At 55.8% G+C, this 15,412-nt stretch carries 16 protein-coding genes and 1 pseudogene; 9 read left to right on the forward strand and 8 right to left on the reverse strand.

The window, feature by feature from the left end:
• Positions 1-65 precede the first annotated feature (65 nt).
• From EGJ86_RS25440 to EGJ86_RS24000, 4 genes and pseudogenes are all read right to left on the reverse strand, one after another.
• Positions 66-404 (reverse strand): annotated as a pseudogene (locus tag EGJ86_RS25440) (DNA helicase UvrD); the annotation flags it as partial.
• Between the two features lie 168 nt (positions 405-572).
• Positions 573-1,106 carry a plastocyanin/azurin family copper-binding protein gene (locus tag EGJ86_RS23990; protein WP_003246762.1) on the reverse strand — a complete coding sequence of 178 codons (534 nt, stop codon included), beginning with the start codon at positions 1,104-1,106 and terminating at the stop codon, positions 573-575.
• 147 nt (positions 1,107-1,253) lie between these two features.
• A complete protein-coding gene (locus EGJ86_RS23995; RefSeq protein WP_003139550.1) occupies positions 1,254-1,811 on the reverse strand; it encodes a plastocyanin/azurin family copper-binding protein in 558 nt (185 codons plus the stop codon).
• Between the two features lie 166 nt (positions 1,812-1,977).
• On the reverse strand, positions 1,978-2,337 hold the full coding sequence (locus EGJ86_RS24000; protein WP_003246763.1) for a co-regulatory protein PtrA N-terminal domain-containing protein: 360 nt from the start codon (positions 2,335-2,337) through the stop codon (positions 1,978-1,980).
• A gap of 140 nt (positions 2,338-2,477) precedes the next feature.
• On the opposite strand from EGJ86_RS24000, the gene EGJ86_RS24005 reads away from it, so the two are divergent.
• From EGJ86_RS24005 to EGJ86_RS24025, 4 genes are all read left to right on the forward strand, one after another.
• Positions 2,478-3,458 carry an IS5-like element ISPre1 family transposase gene (locus tag EGJ86_RS24005; RefSeq protein ID WP_125836875.1) on the forward strand — a complete coding sequence of 327 codons (981 nt, stop codon included), beginning with the start codon at positions 2,478-2,480 and terminating at the stop codon, positions 3,456-3,458.
• A gap of 281 nt (positions 3,459-3,739) precedes the next feature.
• On the forward strand, positions 3,740-4,417 hold the full coding sequence (locus EGJ86_RS24010) for a heavy metal response regulator transcription factor (RefSeq protein WP_004374688.1): 678 nt from the start codon (positions 3,740-3,742) through the stop codon (positions 4,415-4,417).
• Positions 4,418-4,419: 2 nt separating this feature from the next.
• Entirely contained in the window at positions 4,420-5,796 is a 1,377-nt protein-coding gene (locus EGJ86_RS24015; protein WP_012018612.1) for a heavy metal sensor histidine kinase, read from the forward strand.
• 626 nt (positions 5,797-6,422) lie between these two features.
• The gene (locus EGJ86_RS24025; protein WP_232531459.1) at positions 6,423-6,539 is read left to right on the forward strand and encodes a DUF4113 domain-containing protein; all 117 of its coding nucleotides are present in this window, start codon (positions 6,423-6,425) and stop codon (positions 6,537-6,539) included.
• 33 nt (positions 6,540-6,572) lie between these two features.
• Here EGJ86_RS24025 and EGJ86_RS24030 read toward each other — a convergent pair whose 3' ends face one another.
• From EGJ86_RS24030 to EGJ86_RS24040, 3 genes are all read right to left on the reverse strand, one after another.
• Positions 6,573-7,298: an inovirus Gp2 family protein gene (locus EGJ86_RS24030; RefSeq protein WP_043107039.1), complete on the reverse strand. Its 726-nt coding sequence runs from the start codon at positions 7,296-7,298 to the stop codon at positions 6,573-6,575.
• 586 nt (positions 7,299-7,884) lie between these two features.
• Complete coding sequence (locus tag EGJ86_RS24035; protein WP_096827201.1) at positions 7,885-8,115, reverse strand: AlpA family transcriptional regulator; 231 nt, start codon at positions 8,113-8,115, stop codon at positions 7,885-7,887.
• Between the two features lie 69 nt (positions 8,116-8,184).
• A complete protein-coding gene (locus tag EGJ86_RS24040; protein WP_125836876.1) occupies positions 8,185-9,471 on the reverse strand; it encodes a hypothetical protein in 1,287 nt (428 codons plus the stop codon).
• A gap of 237 nt (positions 9,472-9,708) precedes the next feature.
• Here EGJ86_RS24040 and EGJ86_RS24045 point away from each other — a divergent pair, with 237 nt between their 5' ends.
• The 5 genes from EGJ86_RS24045 (at position 9,709) to EGJ86_RS24070 (ending at position 14,347) form a co-directional block, all read left to right on the forward strand.
• Complete coding sequence (locus EGJ86_RS24045) at positions 9,709-10,383, forward strand: hypothetical protein (protein ID WP_096827203.1); 675 nt, start codon at positions 9,709-9,711, stop codon at positions 10,381-10,383.
• Positions 10,384-10,728: 345 nt separating this feature from the next.
• Positions 10,729-11,328 carry an integrase arm-type DNA-binding domain-containing protein gene (locus tag EGJ86_RS25040; protein ID WP_158620919.1) on the forward strand — a complete coding sequence of 200 codons (600 nt, stop codon included), beginning with the start codon at positions 10,729-10,731 and terminating at the stop codon, positions 11,326-11,328.
• A 397-nt stretch (positions 11,329-11,725) separates the two neighbouring features.
• A complete protein-coding gene (locus EGJ86_RS24060; protein ID WP_015275826.1) occupies positions 11,726-12,850 on the forward strand; it encodes an alkene reductase in 1,125 nt (374 codons plus the stop codon).
• A 66-nt stretch (positions 12,851-12,916) separates the two neighbouring features.
• Positions 12,917-13,903 carry an LLM class oxidoreductase gene (locus tag EGJ86_RS24065; protein ID WP_125836877.1) on the forward strand — a complete coding sequence of 329 codons (987 nt, stop codon included), beginning with the start codon at positions 12,917-12,919 and terminating at the stop codon, positions 13,901-13,903.
• Positions 13,904-14,041: 138 nt separating this feature from the next.
• On the forward strand, positions 14,042-14,347 hold the full coding sequence (locus EGJ86_RS24070; protein WP_012464920.1) for a helix-turn-helix transcriptional regulator: 306 nt from the start codon (positions 14,042-14,044) through the stop codon (positions 14,345-14,347).
• Positions 14,348-14,546: 199 nt separating this feature from the next.
• Here the strand turns inward: EGJ86_RS24070 and EGJ86_RS24075 are convergent.
• Positions 14,547-15,412 (reverse strand): hypothetical protein (locus EGJ86_RS24075; RefSeq protein WP_218565898.1); only part of this gene is annotated, 866 nt, incomplete at its 5' end.

Consider the following 15,412-nt stretch of genomic DNA (forward strand, 5'->3'; position numbering starts at 1 on the left):
GAAGCAGTTGAACACCTGGGTCAGTTTTCAGTCGGCAGAACAGCCTCTACTGGGTCAGTTTTCGGTCAGCGGCAACACACGGGCGCAAGGATGGGGGTTGGTGAACACACCACGACATGCCTTGCGCCCCTCGTCAGTGCGACGTATAGATTCTGGGGGGTCATAAGCTCAGGATGCAGGACAACCGAGACATCCGCCTCCAGCCCCTTGAGAAGTAATGTGCTGCCTACAGAGCGTCTTGCGATCGGTCGGGCAAGGTGTCTATTGCGCTCTCGCGCTTGAATGGCTGCACTCAGAAAGTCGGCAGCACCTCCCACCACCGCTTGCATTGCAGACCGGCAGCAGTACAGAGCCTCCGGTCGGTATACACGTGCCCCGTGCTGCTCAGCGAGCGTATCGATCACACGATTACGGCCAGCATGATCAGCGCAATGCCAATCTTGCTCTTCCAAAAAGGCGGCTCAGTGGTACTGGTGTGATGGGTATGGTCCACGACAATAGCCTCGTTTCAATGGCGGCCGGATCACTATAGGTGTCTCAGACTGGACGGAGCTGGCGAGTATCAATAAACGTCAGCGTACGGTCACCTTACCGACCATTCCCGACTGATAATGTCCTGGAATATTGCAGGCGAACTCCAGTTCGGTGGCGGCGGAGAAGGTCCAGATCAACTCTTCGCGTGCTCCAGGTTCGACAAGAACACTGTTGGGGTCATCGTGTTCCATACCGACCATCTTCATGCCGCCCATGGCATGGCCCATATTGCTCATGTCATGTGCACCTGTAGGGGACAGCGTGCCGTTCTGAAACATCGCGGCCATCTCTTTCTGGTGCGCGGCATGGGATGCCGCTTTGCCAAGATTGAATTCGTGTAGCAGTGCACCGTCATTTTTCAGGACGAAGCGAACTGTCTCGCCTGCTTTGATCTCCATTGCTTTGGGTTCGAAGAAGATGTCCCCCATCCGGACTTCGATGGTGCGATCTACTGCCTGACCGTCTCCCGGTTGCCCAATACTGTCTTTCTTGTGGCCCGGGCTGGCCAGCGCATTGGCAGCACTGAGCAGCAAGCCAAGGGTGGTGATTATGAAAGCGGGTCTGAGTTTCATGGTGTGCCTCTGAGGTGTTGAGGAGGGATGAGTCCCGATGCTAATGAGGTGCAGCTGGCGGTACGCTGACGTGAAAACTACATCGCAGTAAGGTTCGTCAGATCGGTGCTACCCAGCTCGCGGCCAACGGGTAGCACCGATGCCGGACTAACGCAGAGCAAACTCACCGACCATCCCCGCCTGGTAATGCCCAGGCAATGTACAGGCGAAGCTCAAACTGCCCGCCTTAGGGAAGGTCCACACGAACTCTTTGGTTGTGCCGGGCTCGACGAGAACCGCGTTCGGGTCGTCATGCTTGGCTTTGATGACTTCCGGATAGCCTGGAGGGTTGGAGTCTCCCATGCCATAACGCTCATGCCAGACAATGCGCTCGGCCATGCCGGTCGGGGTCAGTGTGCCGTCCTTGAACAAGGACGCCATCTTGCGCTGGTGCTCCAGTTGGGACGCTGCCTGCCCGATGTTGAACTCGTGCATCAACGCGCCCTCGTTCTTCAGAACGAAGCGCACGGTTTCACCTGGCTTCACATCGATCGTTTTCTGGCTGTAGTTGATGTCGTCCATCTTTACCAAGATGGTACGAGTCGCTGGCGTCGCCTGGGCCTGCTGCCCAATGCCATTGCTACTGCCGCCGACCTCGGCAAATGCCGGAAAGGTGGTGCTGATGAACAGAGTGCTGATCAGCAGTTTAAGGGGTAAGCGTTTCATGGTGAGACCTCGAGATGGGTGCTGGAAATCTCATGCTATTCCCCGCTTGCTGCCAGGCCGCTGACCCCAAAACTACAATTGCGTCAGCTGGGAAAAAGCACGGCGCCATAAAGGCGCCGCTAGGCCAAAGGAGCAATCACGGAAGGCCTGGAAGATGGGAAAATCCTTATCGATGGCACTCTTTGTCGGCCATCATTAGCTTGTGCTCGCGGATCATTTGAGCCAGCACGTCGTCTACCAGCTTGTCATGCTTTTCCATCCAGGCCAGATGCTCTTCGGCAGACATGTTTGGCGCGGGATGTTCGTTGTGCAGCTGGCTCATGATGTCTTCGAGCATGTTCATATGCTCCTTCATGTGCACATGCCGCTCGCCGACCGGGGCCTTCTCCGCCTGGATCAGCACGGCTTCTGCTTTGTCGCGCATCTGCTGGATGCGCTCGAATACACGGTCGCTGCCCCCTTCGGCCCAAGCCATGGAAGACAGCAGTAGCGAACCAACCAGAAGCAAAGGTTTCAGCGATTTCATGGGCAGTCTCCATCAGTGCAAACTATGGCCGGCACCTCTGCTTTTGGTCTGTCGAGGGCCGAGAGCACAACCTAGGGAAACTCTGAAGAAGACTTCCAGATTTTGGCAAAAGACCCGGATTCCACCCGCTGAGTTTCCCCATGAAGCAGATGACCTTCGCTGACGCCGAGTACGCCGGTAAGCGCAAACAAACCCGCAAAGAGTTGTTCCTGATCGAGATGGATCGGGTGGTGCCGTGGAAGGGTTTGATTGCCTTGATCGAGCCGCATTATCCCAAGGGTGAAGGCGGTCGTCCGGCCTATCCGCTGATGGCGATGCTGCGCGTGCACCTGATGCAAAACTGGTTCGGTTACAGCGATCCAGCGATGGAAGAGGCGCTGTACGAGACCACCATCCTGCGCCAGTTCGCGGGGCTGAGCTTGGAGCGTATCCCCGATGAAACCACCATCCTCAACTTCCGTCGTTTGCTGGAGAAGCACGAACTAGCCGCCGGCATCTTGGCTGTCATCAATGGCTATCTGGGCGACCGAGGGCTGTCGCTGCGCCAAGGCACGATCGTCGATGCCACGCTGATCAATGCGCCGAGTTCGACCAAGAACAAGGACGGTAAGCGCGACCCGGAAATGCATCAGACCAAGAAGGGTAACCAGTACTACTTCGGCATGAAGGCGCACATCGGTGTCGATGATGAGTCGGGCTTGGTGCACAGCGTGGTGGGCACGGCGGCCAACGTGGCCGATGTCACCCAGGTCGATAAGCTGCTGCACGGCGATGAGAACATGGTCGGTGCCGACGCGGGTTACACCGGCGTCGAGAAACGCCCTGAACATGAAGGCCGGGAGGCCATCTGGCAGATCGCCGCCCGCCGTAGTACTTACAAGAAGCTTGATAAGCGCAGTGCTTTGTACAAAGCCAAGCGCAAGATTGAGAAGGCCAAGGCTCAGGTACGAGCCAAGGTCGAGCATCCGTTCCGGGTGATCAAGCGCCAGTTCGGTTATGTGAAGGTGCGCTTCCGTGGTCTGGCGAAGAACACGGCGCAACTGATGACGCTGTTCGCGCTGTCGAACCTGTGGATGGCGCGCCGACATTTACTGGCGAATGCAGGAGAGGTGCGCCTGTAATGTGGAAAATGGCTGCCGCGAGGTGCTCGCGGCGGCTAAAAACACAGAAATAAGCGGGTGATCTGAGCGTTTTTGATCGATTTGCCGCTTTTAAAATCGGCAGGGGCTGAAGTCAGCCAGAAATACACAACTACTTCAGACCATCCCTAGTACTCATGCTTGCACCCTAGACAAGCCACCCTGTCAGTGAGCTGAAGTCAGAATTACATTTTCGTAAGCTTCTGGTTGGGGCCGCGGTTTGCCTGCAAACTCAGGCCACCCGACTTTTGGAGTCTGCACACATGAAACTACTGGTAGCTGAAGACGAACCCAAAACCGGTACGTACCTCCAGCAAGGTCTCACCGAGGCTGGGTTCAATGTCGACCGGGTTATGACCGGTACAGATGCCCTTCAGCATGCACTTAGCGAAGCCTATGACCTGCTAATTCTGGATGTAATGATGCCTGGGCTGGACGGTTGGGAAGTGCTGCGCATGTTGCGCGCAGCAGGAAAAGACGTCCCCGTACTGTTCTTGACGGCACGCGATGGTGTGGAAGACCGCGTAAAAGGGTTGGAGCTGGGTGCGGACGACTACCTGATCAAGCCATTTGCTTTCTCAGAGCTTCTGGCCAGGGTCAGAACGCTGTTGCGCAGAGGTAATGGTTCGCCGACGCAGACCACCATGAAAATTGCCGATCTGGAAGTCGATCTGATGAAGCGGCGTGCGATCCGTGGCGGGAAAAGAATTGACCTGACCGCGAAGGAGTTTTCACTGCTGGAACTGCTACTGCGCCGGCGCGGCGAGGTGCTCCCGAAGTCGCTGATTGCCTCTCAGGTTTGGGACATGAATTTCGACAGCGACACCAATGTCATTGAGGTTGCGGTACGCCGGCTACGCGCAAAAATCGATGACGATTTCGATCTCAAGCTGATTCATACCGCCCGCGGCATGGGATACATGATGGATGCTCCGGAGTGAATATGAAGCACCTTTCGCTGACCGCACGCATGAGCCTGATGTTCATGTCCGCGGTAATTGCAGTCCTGACGGTAGCAGGGCTGAGTTTCAATATGCTCAGCCAGCACCACTTCAAGATGCTGGATCGGCAGGCCCTGGTGGAGAAACTCGAATCCGCCAAACATATCCTCAACAATGCTCGCGGTGAAGCGAGCCTTTCGGAAGAATTACCGCAGTTGCGAGCTTTGCTGGGAGCCCATCAGGATCTGGCCGCCACTATCCTGGCCAGTGACGGTTCTGTACTGTTTTCCGACCCCAGAGCAGTCGAAGTACCTGAGCGTTTCAGACGTGCAAATGAGCAGAGCATGTGGGAGTGGCAGAACGGCCAACACATGTACCGTGGCATGACGGAGCAAATCTCGGTAGCCGATCAGGCTGAGCCGCTCACTGCGTTGCTGATTCTTGACGTCACCAATCACACACACTTTTTCGACACGCTGCAACGATGGTTTTGGATTGGATTGGTCATCAGCGCCCTGTTCAGTGCCGCACTCGGCTGGGTGGTTGCTCGCAGCGGCCTTAGGCCTCTGCGGCAAGTCACTCATGTGGCCTCCGGGATGTCCGCTCGCTCGTTACAGGAGCGAATCCCTCTCGAACCAGTGCCGCGGGAACTTCAGCAACTGGTTCTCTCCTTCAATGCGATGTTGGCTCGGCTAGAGGATGCCTTCGTTAGGCTCTCCAATTTTTCGGCCGACATTGCCCACGAGCTACGAACTCCAGTCAGCAATCTGATGACCCACACCGAGGTCGTGCTGAGTAAAAAACGCGATATCAATGCCTATGAGGAGAATCTGTACTCCAACCTGGAGGACTTGAAGCGCATGTCTCGGATGATTGATGACATGCTGTTCTTGGCCAAGGCTGATAATGGCCTGATCATCCCCGAGCAGGCCAGGATCGAACTGGCTGACGTAGTCTTCAAGCTGTTTGACTACTACCACCTTCTGGCCGAAGAGCGCGGCATTGAGCTATCGCTCACAGGCAAAGGCCAAGTGCTGGGAGATCGGCTGATGCTTGATCGCGCGCTATCCAACTTGCTGTCCAATGCGCTGCGCTACACGCCGGCGGGACAGACAATTTCGGTTCTGATCCGCGAGACAGAGGACTCCACTACCTTCAGTATCGAGAACCCAGGGGACACAATCAGCTCAGAGCATCTAGAGAAGCTCTTCGACCGTTTTTACCGGGTTGACCCCGCTCGGCGGGAGGGCAGCCCGAGCAACGCCGGGCTCGGGCTTGCAATCACCCGATCCATCATTGAGGCTCACAAAGGCCGCATCTGGTGCACCTCAGCGGCTAGCCTCACGGGCTTTCACATCGAATTGCCCCATCCCAGATAATGCCGGTCTGGCGGTAAGTAGGCTACAGCTAACCGCTAGCCCAACTTGACAGGGTGGGTGCAGGTGCAACTCGACTGAGCGCAGATTGCATTCGCCATCCAGATAGGTAACGAGCGGTGAGCTGACACAAGAGCACCCCATTCGCTCTCGGGTAGCAGCTCATGAAGTTTGGAAACTGCATCCCCCGCGCTTGCCTCGCCAAGCCAAACCAATGCTCGGATGGCGTCCCCCGCTCCAGTAGCGCCAAGCACGTCAGGTTGCCGGAAGCCCTCACAGCCTAGCCAATCTCAATCTCAATGCGGCACATGGCTGATTTTGCGTTTAACTAACGCCACCGACCAAACCCACGTAGCACGGTTCCTGCCAGATGGGCTTTCTGGGATGACCAAGGCACTGTCAACCTTGGCCCAACAGGAGGCCCTGTTCGTTGGCGAAGGCGCAGCCCTTCCGGCAAAAGTGCGAGTTCGCAGCCTTCCCGAAAACAAACTCCCACGATCTGAAAGCGTGAGCTTCGCTAACGGCTGGTCCACAGCGCGCCTTGAACAGGGAGAGCTCGACGTGATCGCCTCGCGAATGGCTGGCCAACCTGACGCCTAATTGCTCGGATTATAAATACGGACAACGAGGTGGACGCTATCAACTACCATCGGGGACCTGGAGCGCTGAGGCCTGGGCGCATCGCCAAGCCAGCTGGGTGGTGTATGCAAAGAGAATTGCTCTCTCCCGCATACACCACTCGCTGATCTGAGTTAATGGTCGCAAAGGCGAACTAGCCACTACCCTCGACTGGTACCGAATCCTCGCTGACGATCCCCGTAGGACTTGGTCGCTTTCTTACACAGGTAGCTGGCCCGGTGGAACAGATCCGGTAGCTCATCAACAAGAACCTTGTGTTCTGACCATGCAACCTTCCGCATACGGGGATGCCGATCTATCCGATACGTTGGATTTTCGGGGATATGTACCAGCCCATCGACTTCAGACATCAACAACCCCAGCGCACTGGCCCATGACTCTTCTATGCGGCTGATCATGTTGACCCTCTCTGAGCCCAGACGCCCGATGGTGTAGTAGGCATCGCGATTCAACAGGATCAGCAGGTGATAATGCTGCCGACCTCCCTGGCCAATCTCTCTCGACCAGACATAGCGTACTTTGCACCCACGCGAGTAGCTACGCTCAGCTACCCGCCCCTGGTGGTACTGGATCTTCTTCGTAAACGATTCGAAGAACCGGCTGATGATCTGGTTTTTATAGGCGAAGTCGGGTAGCTCGATACCTTGGGGTAGCCTGAGATCCACCCTGAACGCCAGCACCCTCGGATACTCAGCCAAAGCCAGGTCGATGGTGCGCTTGAGATCAGACAGGCACTCTCGAATAAAGGGGCCTACTTCGCTCTGTATGGGAAAGCCCTCGAAGGTATCCCCGTAGTGCAGATGGAGGTTGGGATTGTCAGGGTGACGGAGTGGGTAGCGCTGGGTGGTATTGGTATCGCTGAACATGGTTATGACCTCTCATGGTTGAGTTTCATAAGCCATGCCTGCGGAGTTTTAATTTACTGGATACATTTCCCTGCCTGATCACCCTCGACTGGATGCTCGGTGACGAAGCTCATCCGCGATGAATGGGTAGCTGGTCTCCCGTGGTGAACTGATCGTGTTGCTTGGTGGTTGGTAGATCCCCCGGATAATTGCCCCTTCAGATAGTGCTTCAGTGCCAGATGATTAAGCCCCTCCAGGTACATGGGATCTGGTCGGTGAAGCTTGCTACTGCACGGTTAATGAGGCAAGAACCCTTCGGGTAGGAATAGCTAGTAAAAGCATACTACCCACACCGCAACTGACAGCTCCGGCTGGCTCGGAAAAATCCACACTGCGCACCAAGCCGCAACGGCATTTTTTGCTGAAGACGTATTCCGGACATAAACCAGACCAAAAGCCCATGGAGACCGATGCCTAGCCAGAGTCTGCCGGATCGATGGGGAGCAACATTGCTCCGGCTTTCTGAAGATCGCCGAGCAGCCAGATTCAGGCAGCCGGCATAAGCGCCATGACCAGCTCCGACTGGTCATGGCACAGGTGGTCAGTTCTAGCTAGCCATGCTCAGGTGGCCGGTGGAACGTACTGCAGCACCCTCTGCTTGGTCACGCTCCTCAATCCTGGCCAGAATCCAGTCGTGCACCTCGCTATCGACCCAGCCGACGCAGCGGTCGCCCAACGATACCGGTTTCGGGAAGGTGCCTTCCGAGATGTACTTGTACAGGGTCGACCTAGACAGGCCAGTAGCAGTGATCACGTCTTGTAAGCGGAAAATTCGCATCAGCAGGGCTCCTCTGTATGTCCCAGAGGATCTGCAAGGGCAGTAAAAAATGACCGGCCTGTAGCTCGCCTAGGGTGCCTTGGTCAAAAGCGCCACCTCATAGCGCAGCGCCAGGTCCAATGCATCCTCTCGCACATACGAGTCAAGCCTCCCTCCGCGCACGTCCCATACCCAAAGACATGTATTGCTGGCTCTGGGGGCTGGATAGACAACCAGCGACACAATGCTCCAGCCATCGCTTCTGACTGGAGCAGGGATGAGTCTAACCAGCTGGGGCCTGTATCCTTGCCAAACTTTCATTCGGCGCAGCCCTTTGTAGATGCTCTCGGCCCATCTACACGCTTCAGCATGGAAGCTTTCCATCAAGCCATCCCATGGGCCAGGCACACCCCGATCAGCACCAACAGTCAGTGGCCCACCCAGCTCACCAGCAATCCTTTCAAAAACTGCCGCTTTAACGTCAACAAGCTCGTACTCAGGGTCCGTCCAAATAGCCGTCAGCAGGTGGGATGTATGGCTTGCCAGCTTGTGATAGAGCATATCCAAAGCTCTAGGCCCCAATACTTTTAGTGCCTCTATCGTAGGCATTGCCGATTCAAGCATGTCGTACTTGTTCGGCCCCTGAGTTGCGTACACCACCAATCCCCGCTGCCTCTGCTTCACACGGAGCTGCGGGTGATCAAGGTTCAGGTAGTAAATGCTCGTGACCTTTGAGCCAACGAAAACCCCATTCGAAAGCCCCGGCACATAGCTACGAACGAACCCAAAGCTCAAAAGACGCTTCAATTGATGCTTGATCGATAAGGAGTCGAGTCCAGTCATGGCCCTGAGCCTCGGCCCTCCAAGCCCAGTCACGACACCGCACTCGTCAGCCTCGCTGAGAAGAGCGGCCAATAACATCCGGGAGGCAGCCCCCAGCCGCCCCTTGGCACCAGGGGCAGCAGGTCGACCGTCTTTGCGGGTAGCGGAGCGGGATGACTTTTCCTCCTGATCTGTCGATACCGACGTTTCACCCTCTCCAACTGCGTAAATGTCCGGCTCAAGAAAAAGGCGAAGCATTAGCTCTTGGTGGGTGAATTCTCTGCCTACTTCGGCGAGCACTCTAAGCAAGCGCTCCGAGGCAACGTATCCAACACCAGGACGCCCAACCCCGCCTTCCTGCTTGCTTTCCCTCAGAAGTCTAGCCCTGACCAACTCTCGCGATGCGTCCCGGACAAATCTCTCCGTCAAGCAGAGCTGCTTCGCTACCGACTTGATCTTGTAAGGGGCCTCCAGACTCAAGCCATTCATGCAAAGAAATGCTTGCAGGAAGAATCTTGATTCAGCCTCAAGATCAATCTTCAAGAAGGCTATCATAGCTCTTAACCTAAAATTCCATGATCAAATTAGATCAGACTTTATACCCTATTTTCCCACAAACCATAATTCATGTAACAGGACGATTAACACACCCTGTAATGAATGAGTTAACCTTACCATTAAACACGCATGACGCATGCCAATTAACAGATCGGTTAATTTCACTGTTAACGACCGTCAATAATCGAACGAGTGCGGCGCACCGGCACCGCTAAACGGGAGGGGTAAGAGGGGATGGCTGAGACTGAAAATGCGCCAAGCTGGCTAAATGAACTCGATCGCAAAGAGGCGGAGTGGGCAGCGAGCTACCTGTCGAAGCGATGGCCTGAAGGGCTTAAGGCCAAGCCCAGCCCGACACCCCCCATGCTTTACCACTCGCTCGCCGAGTCGATCCATGAGCTAGAAAAATATGCAGCAGGCGTAAAGCTCATTGAACGGATGAGAAACTCCATCAGACAGCGGCGCTATAGACTGGCGGAAGGCGGGCGAAAAACGTGCTCTTTCACGCTTCCAACAGCAACCAAATCCAAGCTCAAGGCCCTGGCGAAAAGACACAAAACTACTGAAACAGGCCTGATTGAAAATCTGATCGAGGCAGCCTCTAAGCAGGTCTCGATATACAAAGAGGAAGCTAGGCACGAATCTCAGGCAATGAAAGCCATACGCAACGCACGCAAGCTTGAACAAGAGCTAGCCAAGACCCGGATTGAAGAAACCAAGAAGCAGCTGCATCACTGCATGAAACAGCTTGCGCAGTGGGAGACCTACCTAGGGGAAGCGCTCCCCGCCCTCCCCCCCGAGAACGAAGCGGCCGCAACGATTCTTGCAGAGCAGCGCCTGCGTATAATCCAAGAGGCCATCGACGCTGCTGTAGCCAAGCATGCAATGATGAGCCCAAGGGCCATCTGAGAGTCACTCTTAGCTGGCCACCAAAGGTGAAGCCTGGATCAGCAATCAGGAGTCCCGGGTTCAAATCCGGCCACTCGGTATTCCAAATGGTATTCCACTCGAATATTGAACCGGCTTTTTATCTTAAATTTCAATAAGATAAAAATTCGTTTCAGATTACCCCGGCCCACCAATTTGTCTTCCCAGGAAGCCCCAGAAAAGCCGTAAAGCATAGAGAAATCAAAGCTTTACGGCTTTTTTATTGCCCATATCATCCCACGTAATCCCGGGGCATCCCACAGTTGACGGGGGCATATATGGGGGCATAAAACGCTCATCAGCTCGCTCGGAGAGGATGTGCCCCCAATGCCCTTGAAAGACACCAACTGCCGCAACGCAAAGCCCCAAGACAAGCCTTTCCGGCTTTATGACGAACAGGGTCTGTATCTGGAAGTGCAGCCCAACGGTAGCCGGTATTGGCGATTGAAGTACCGTTTCCAGGGAAAGGAAAAACGACTGGCGCTTGGCGTTTATCCGGAGGTTGGCCTGCAAGAGGCCCGACGCAAACGTGACGATGCCCGGGCTCAGCTAGCGGGAGGCCAAGACCCTTCGCTGCAAAGACGCATGGCCAAAGTCGTTAGCCTGCTCGATCACCAGCACACCTTTGAATCGGTTGCTACACAATGGCTCAGCGTTCGCGAGTCCTCTTGGGATCCGGAGTACACCCGAACCGTGCTGGTCCACAACCACCCTTCCGGTGATCCGGAACCCAGCCAATCAGACCTCACCCTGACTCACAAACTGCAGCGGCCGCCCTTCCAGCACGATGAACTCGAAGAACGGCGCATGCAGGCCGCTGGTGCCAGTCACCTCACCGGCCACGGCGAACTCGTCGGCCCCATGCAGGGTAATAAGCGCCAGCACCCGCTCCATCGGCGAGCGCAGCACCTGCAACCGCCCAGCTAAAGATAACCCTAGCGCGAAGCACGGCGCGCTCCCAGCTGATCCAGAAGTGAGCTGCAAGGGCTTGGAACCATGCGTACGTGCCGGAAGCGATATCAATATATTGACATATATGAATATCGAGAATAGCCTACCCATAACAGTGCTAGAAACCTCAGGAGGTACTCCCATGAAAGATTCCAGCGATACCCATCCGAATCAACTTCCCGACAGCAGCTACGGCCTGTTTATTGACAACCAGTGAGTTTCGGACGAATACGGTGAAGCCCTCGACGTCGCCCGCGCGGTGCAGGGCACACAGCGCGCCTTCGTGGCCTGCACCGCTCGGACTCTTCAGACCTCGTTAATCCATGTTTTTCGACCTAAGACATCGAATATTTTAGATATGCAGGTAAGTAAAATGACACACTCAGAACTTTTTAAAACCACTCAGCTGGGCCCATACACCCTCAAGAACCGTATCGTTCTGCCGCCACTGACGCGTTCGCGCAGCTCCCAACCCGGCAATATTGCGAACGACCTAATGGCCACATATTACCGTCAGCGCAGCGGTGCTGGCTTCATGGTGACCGAGGGCACACAGATCGAACCCCGAGGACAGGGTTATGCCTGGACACCTGGCATTCATAGCCCGGAACAGATACAAGGCTGGCGTAAGGTCACCGACGCTGTTCACGCCGAAGGGGGGGTGATCTTTGCTCAACTTTGGCATGTGGGCCGCGTGTCGCACACGTCGCTGCAACCCGGTGGTGAAGCGCCCGTCGCGCCATCAGCCATCCGCGCGGACAACGTCAAGGTGTTCATCGAAACTGGCCCCGGCACGGGTACACTGGCCGACCCTTCGACCCCACGAGCCCTGTCCACCAAGGAGGTAAAGGAACTGGTTGAGCTCTACGCCCAAGCAGCCCGAAATGCTTTGGACGCAGGTTTTGACGGGGTGGAGCTTCACTGCGCGAATGGGTACCTGGTAAACCAGTTCATTTCGGCGCATACCAACCAGCGTGATGATGAATATGGCGGTTCGCTGCAGAACCGTCTTCGCTTCCTGCGCGAAATCACCCTCGCCGTTGCTGGTGTCGTCGGCAAGGAGCGCGTTGGCGTTCGCTTCGCCCCGCTGTTCGCGACCACAGACGAAGACCGCGTCTACCTTGGCCTGGTCGAAGAAGATCCTCACCAAACCTACATCGAGGCAGTGAAGATCCTCGAGGAAGTGGGCATTGCCTACCTGTCGCTCGCCGAAGCCGATTGGGAAAACGCACCCGAGCTGCCTGAGACGTTCCGGGAAGCTGTTCGTAAGACCTTCAGTGGCAAGATTATCTATGCCGGCAAGTACACCGCTGAACGAGGAAATCGCGTGATAAAAGCTGGCTGGGGCGACCTGATCGCTTTTGGCCGCCCCTTCATTGCGAACCCCGACCTGCCCGCTCGTATCGCCAACAACTGGCCGCTTAACCCAGTTGATCCAAGCAGCATGTACGGCGGTACCGATAAGGGCTACACCGACTACCCGACTTACAAATCCTAAACGCTCAGAGCCACGCCCCATAACTCAGGGGCGTGGCTCAGCGTTTGCTGACCGAGGAAGTTAAGCATGTACCAACCGAGCACGATTCCCTACCAAGAGCATAGGGGATTCAAACGGACCTTCAGGCAGGGTCATCTAAGCCTTGGGCTGTTCTTTCCCCTGGAGGCTTTCGAAGGTGATACACCGCGCATGCTAGATCAGGTCGCGCTGGCCAAACGTGCAGAGGCACTTGGTTTTTCGGCGCTCTGGTTTCGCGACGTGCCACTCAGGGACCCAAGCTTCGGCGATGTCGGCCAGGTTTTCGACCCTTGGGTGTATCTGGGCTACATGGCAGCCCATACAACAAAAATCGCACTAGGCACCGCCTCCATCGCCCTTACTTTGCGTAATCCCTTGCACACGGCAAAGGCCGCAGCGAGCATTGATCAGTTGAGCGGAGGTCGCTTGCTCCTGGGAGTAGCCTCTGGCGATCGTCCCGTGGAGTTTCCCGCATTCAGCGTTGATCCCGAACAGCGTGGCGAGACCTTTCAAGAAAACCTCAATGTGATACGCCAAGCCCATCGAACACACTTCGAGCCCATTCGCTGGAGTCACGGCGAGTTACTGGGGGCCGATCTCGTTCCCAAACCTACGACTCAGGAAATACCGCTATTCGTAACCGGACACAGCCGCCAGCCGCTCGATTGGATCGCGCGTGAAAGCCATGGCTGGATCAACTATCCACGTCCGCCAAAAATACAGCGACTGATCGTGGAAGATTGGCGACAGGAAACGGTTAAACAATGTGGCGCTATCTACAAGCCGTTCTTGCAATCGCTGTATATCGACCTGGACGAAAACCCATCCACGCCGCCCTCGCCTATCCATCTAGGATTCCGACTGGGACGTAACCACCTGCGGGCCTTGCTGGATACACTTCAGGAAATCGGTGTAGATCACGTCATCCTGAACCTCAAGTATGGTAAACGCCCCGCAGCAGAGGTTATCGAGGAGCTTGGCAAGCATATCGTCCCTAAATTCGGCGGCGCGCAGGTGCCCGATAGTCCTACCTGACAGGACACTAGGATTCCAGTCCAAACCAGCCCGCCATTGCAACGGGCTGGCGCGCAGAGATCATGGCGAAGCCTTCCAATTTGATGCGCGAATCAGGAAGATATCTAGATATCGAAAAAAACAGGTCTCAAAAAATTCATGACTATTGACGTCAACGAAGCCCTGAAAGCATTGGCGAACCCGACGCGCCTTGCCATCCTCAATTGGCTCAAGGATCCCAGGACAGTCTTTCCCGAGCAGGAAGTCGACCCAGAAACGGTAGGCGTGTGCGTCAGTATCATCCAAGAGCGCACGGGCCTCTCGCAGTCAACGACATCGCTTTATCTCGCAGCTCTACAGCGCGCGCAATTGGTGACATCGCAGCGGATCGGGCCCTGGACCTACTACAAACGCCACGATGAGAATATCGATGCCTTCTTCAAGGCGCTGCAAGAAAGAATCTAACCCAGACACCTTATGGGGCGATGCCAACTACCCAGTGGTTGCCTGAGTATGGACACCGGTTCATCTTGAATAGACGAAACCTGTCCACACTCAGGCGTAGCTATCGGCCAGGAGCGGTCAGGCATAGTCGCCGCTCTCGACGAGAGGCGGTCTGCGGCGTAGTAGATAAATCTGCCCCCTTTTCTTTTTAGGGGCGTGCTCAGCTAAACAGGTAAGCCGCGAGCGCAGTGGCTGCAGCCGCTGTTCCGGCGCCTTTCAGCACGTTCGCGGCGGCGTCCGGAAAGTCCCTTTCGCCGCGCAGCATCTCCAGCAGCTCCCGTGTGGAGGCAATGCCTGCCGCAAGCTGTGCGGCATCGCCTGCGCGGTCTCCAATAGCGTTGCCGGCTACTGCACTCAGGTCCTCATCCACCTGAGCCTGAAGGGCCTCATTGTCATGACCGCTGCTGCCTACGCGCGCATCGGTGAAATGCTTGGCCACCTCATTGGTCGCCAGCACCGAGATCACCGGATACCTCTCCAGGTGCGCATCGATCTTGGCGGCATCCATAACCGCCTTCAGCTGGAACTGCTCAATAACCTCCCCGCTCTCGATATTGGTGATCTGAATATCCGCACCGGGATAATTGGTCGCTGCAAAGACCGCGGCTTGGGTATCGTCATGAGTAGCGTTGTAGTTATGGACATAAAGCAACTCGTGGTAGATGCCCTTCACATTACTTCCCAGCCCCTTCAGAGACTCCGGAGGCATGTCGCGCAGGTAATCACCCAGCTCGTTTTCACTGGCATTAGCCAGCGCGACGCTGGAGCGGCGCAGGGCTTCCAACACCAGTTGGCTCTCAAGATCCTCGCCTACAACTGTACGGCTGAGTAACGCATAGAAAACGCCACCGATCACATACTCTGCGCCGGCAAAGCCATTGAACGGAGACCTCGCGATGAAGCCCTCGAAGCCGTCAATCACCACACGCTTGAAGTCGGTCAGAATGTGGAGGGTGTACGAATTTTTGTGTAACCGACTCATGAGCGACACTGTCGCTCCGAACCGGAGACACCATGAGCAAGACG

It is taken from the genome of Pseudomonas sp. o96-267 (assembly GCF_003935465.1).
GTDB classification, from domain to species: Bacteria; Pseudomonadota; Gammaproteobacteria; order Pseudomonadales; family Pseudomonadaceae; genus Aquipseudomonas; species Aquipseudomonas sediminis.

Coding starts and splice junctions, on each gene's coding strand:
- EGJ86_RS24060 (WP_015275826.1), top strand. CDS start 11,726: ATGACACACTCAGAACTTTTTAAAACCACTCAGCTGGGCCCATACACC.
- EGJ86_RS25040 (WP_158620919.1), top strand. CDS start 10,729: ATGCCCTTGAAAGACACCAACTGCCGCAACGCAAAGCCCCAAGACAAG.
- EGJ86_RS24040 (WP_125836876.1), bottom strand. CDS start 9,471: ATGATAGCCTTCTTGAAGATTGATCTTGAGGCTGAATCAAGATTCTTC.
- EGJ86_RS24005 (WP_125836875.1), top strand. CDS start 2,478: ATGAAGCAGATGACCTTCGCTGACGCCGAGTACGCCGGTAAGCGCAAA.
- EGJ86_RS24030 (WP_043107039.1), bottom strand. CDS start 7,298: ATGTTCAGCGATACCAATACCACCCAGCGCTACCCACTCCGTCACCCT.
- EGJ86_RS24015 (WP_012018612.1), top strand. CDS start 4,420: ATGAAGCACCTTTCGCTGACCGCACGCATGAGCCTGATGTTCATGTCC.
- EGJ86_RS23995 (WP_003139550.1), bottom strand. CDS start 1,811: ATGAAACGCTTACCCCTTAAACTGCTGATCAGCACTCTGTTCATCAGC.
- EGJ86_RS24035 (WP_096827201.1), bottom strand. CDS start 8,115: ATGCGAATTTTCCGCTTACAAGACGTGATCACTGCTACTGGCCTGTCT.
- EGJ86_RS24065 (WP_125836877.1), top strand. CDS start 12,917: ATGTACCAACCGAGCACGATTCCCTACCAAGAGCATAGGGGATTCAAA.
- EGJ86_RS24070 (WP_012464920.1), top strand. CDS start 14,042: ATGACTATTGACGTCAACGAAGCCCTGAAAGCATTGGCGAACCCGACG.
- EGJ86_RS24045 (WP_096827203.1), top strand. CDS start 9,709: ATGGCTGAGACTGAAAATGCGCCAAGCTGGCTAAATGAACTCGATCGC.
- EGJ86_RS24000 (WP_003246763.1), bottom strand. CDS start 2,337: ATGAAATCGCTGAAACCTTTGCTTCTGGTTGGTTCGCTACTGCTGTCT.
- EGJ86_RS23990 (WP_003246762.1), bottom strand. CDS start 1,106: ATGAAACTCAGACCCGCTTTCATAATCACCACCCTTGGCTTGCTGCTC.
- EGJ86_RS24010 (WP_004374688.1), top strand. CDS start 3,740: ATGAAACTACTGGTAGCTGAAGACGAACCCAAAACCGGTACGTACCTC.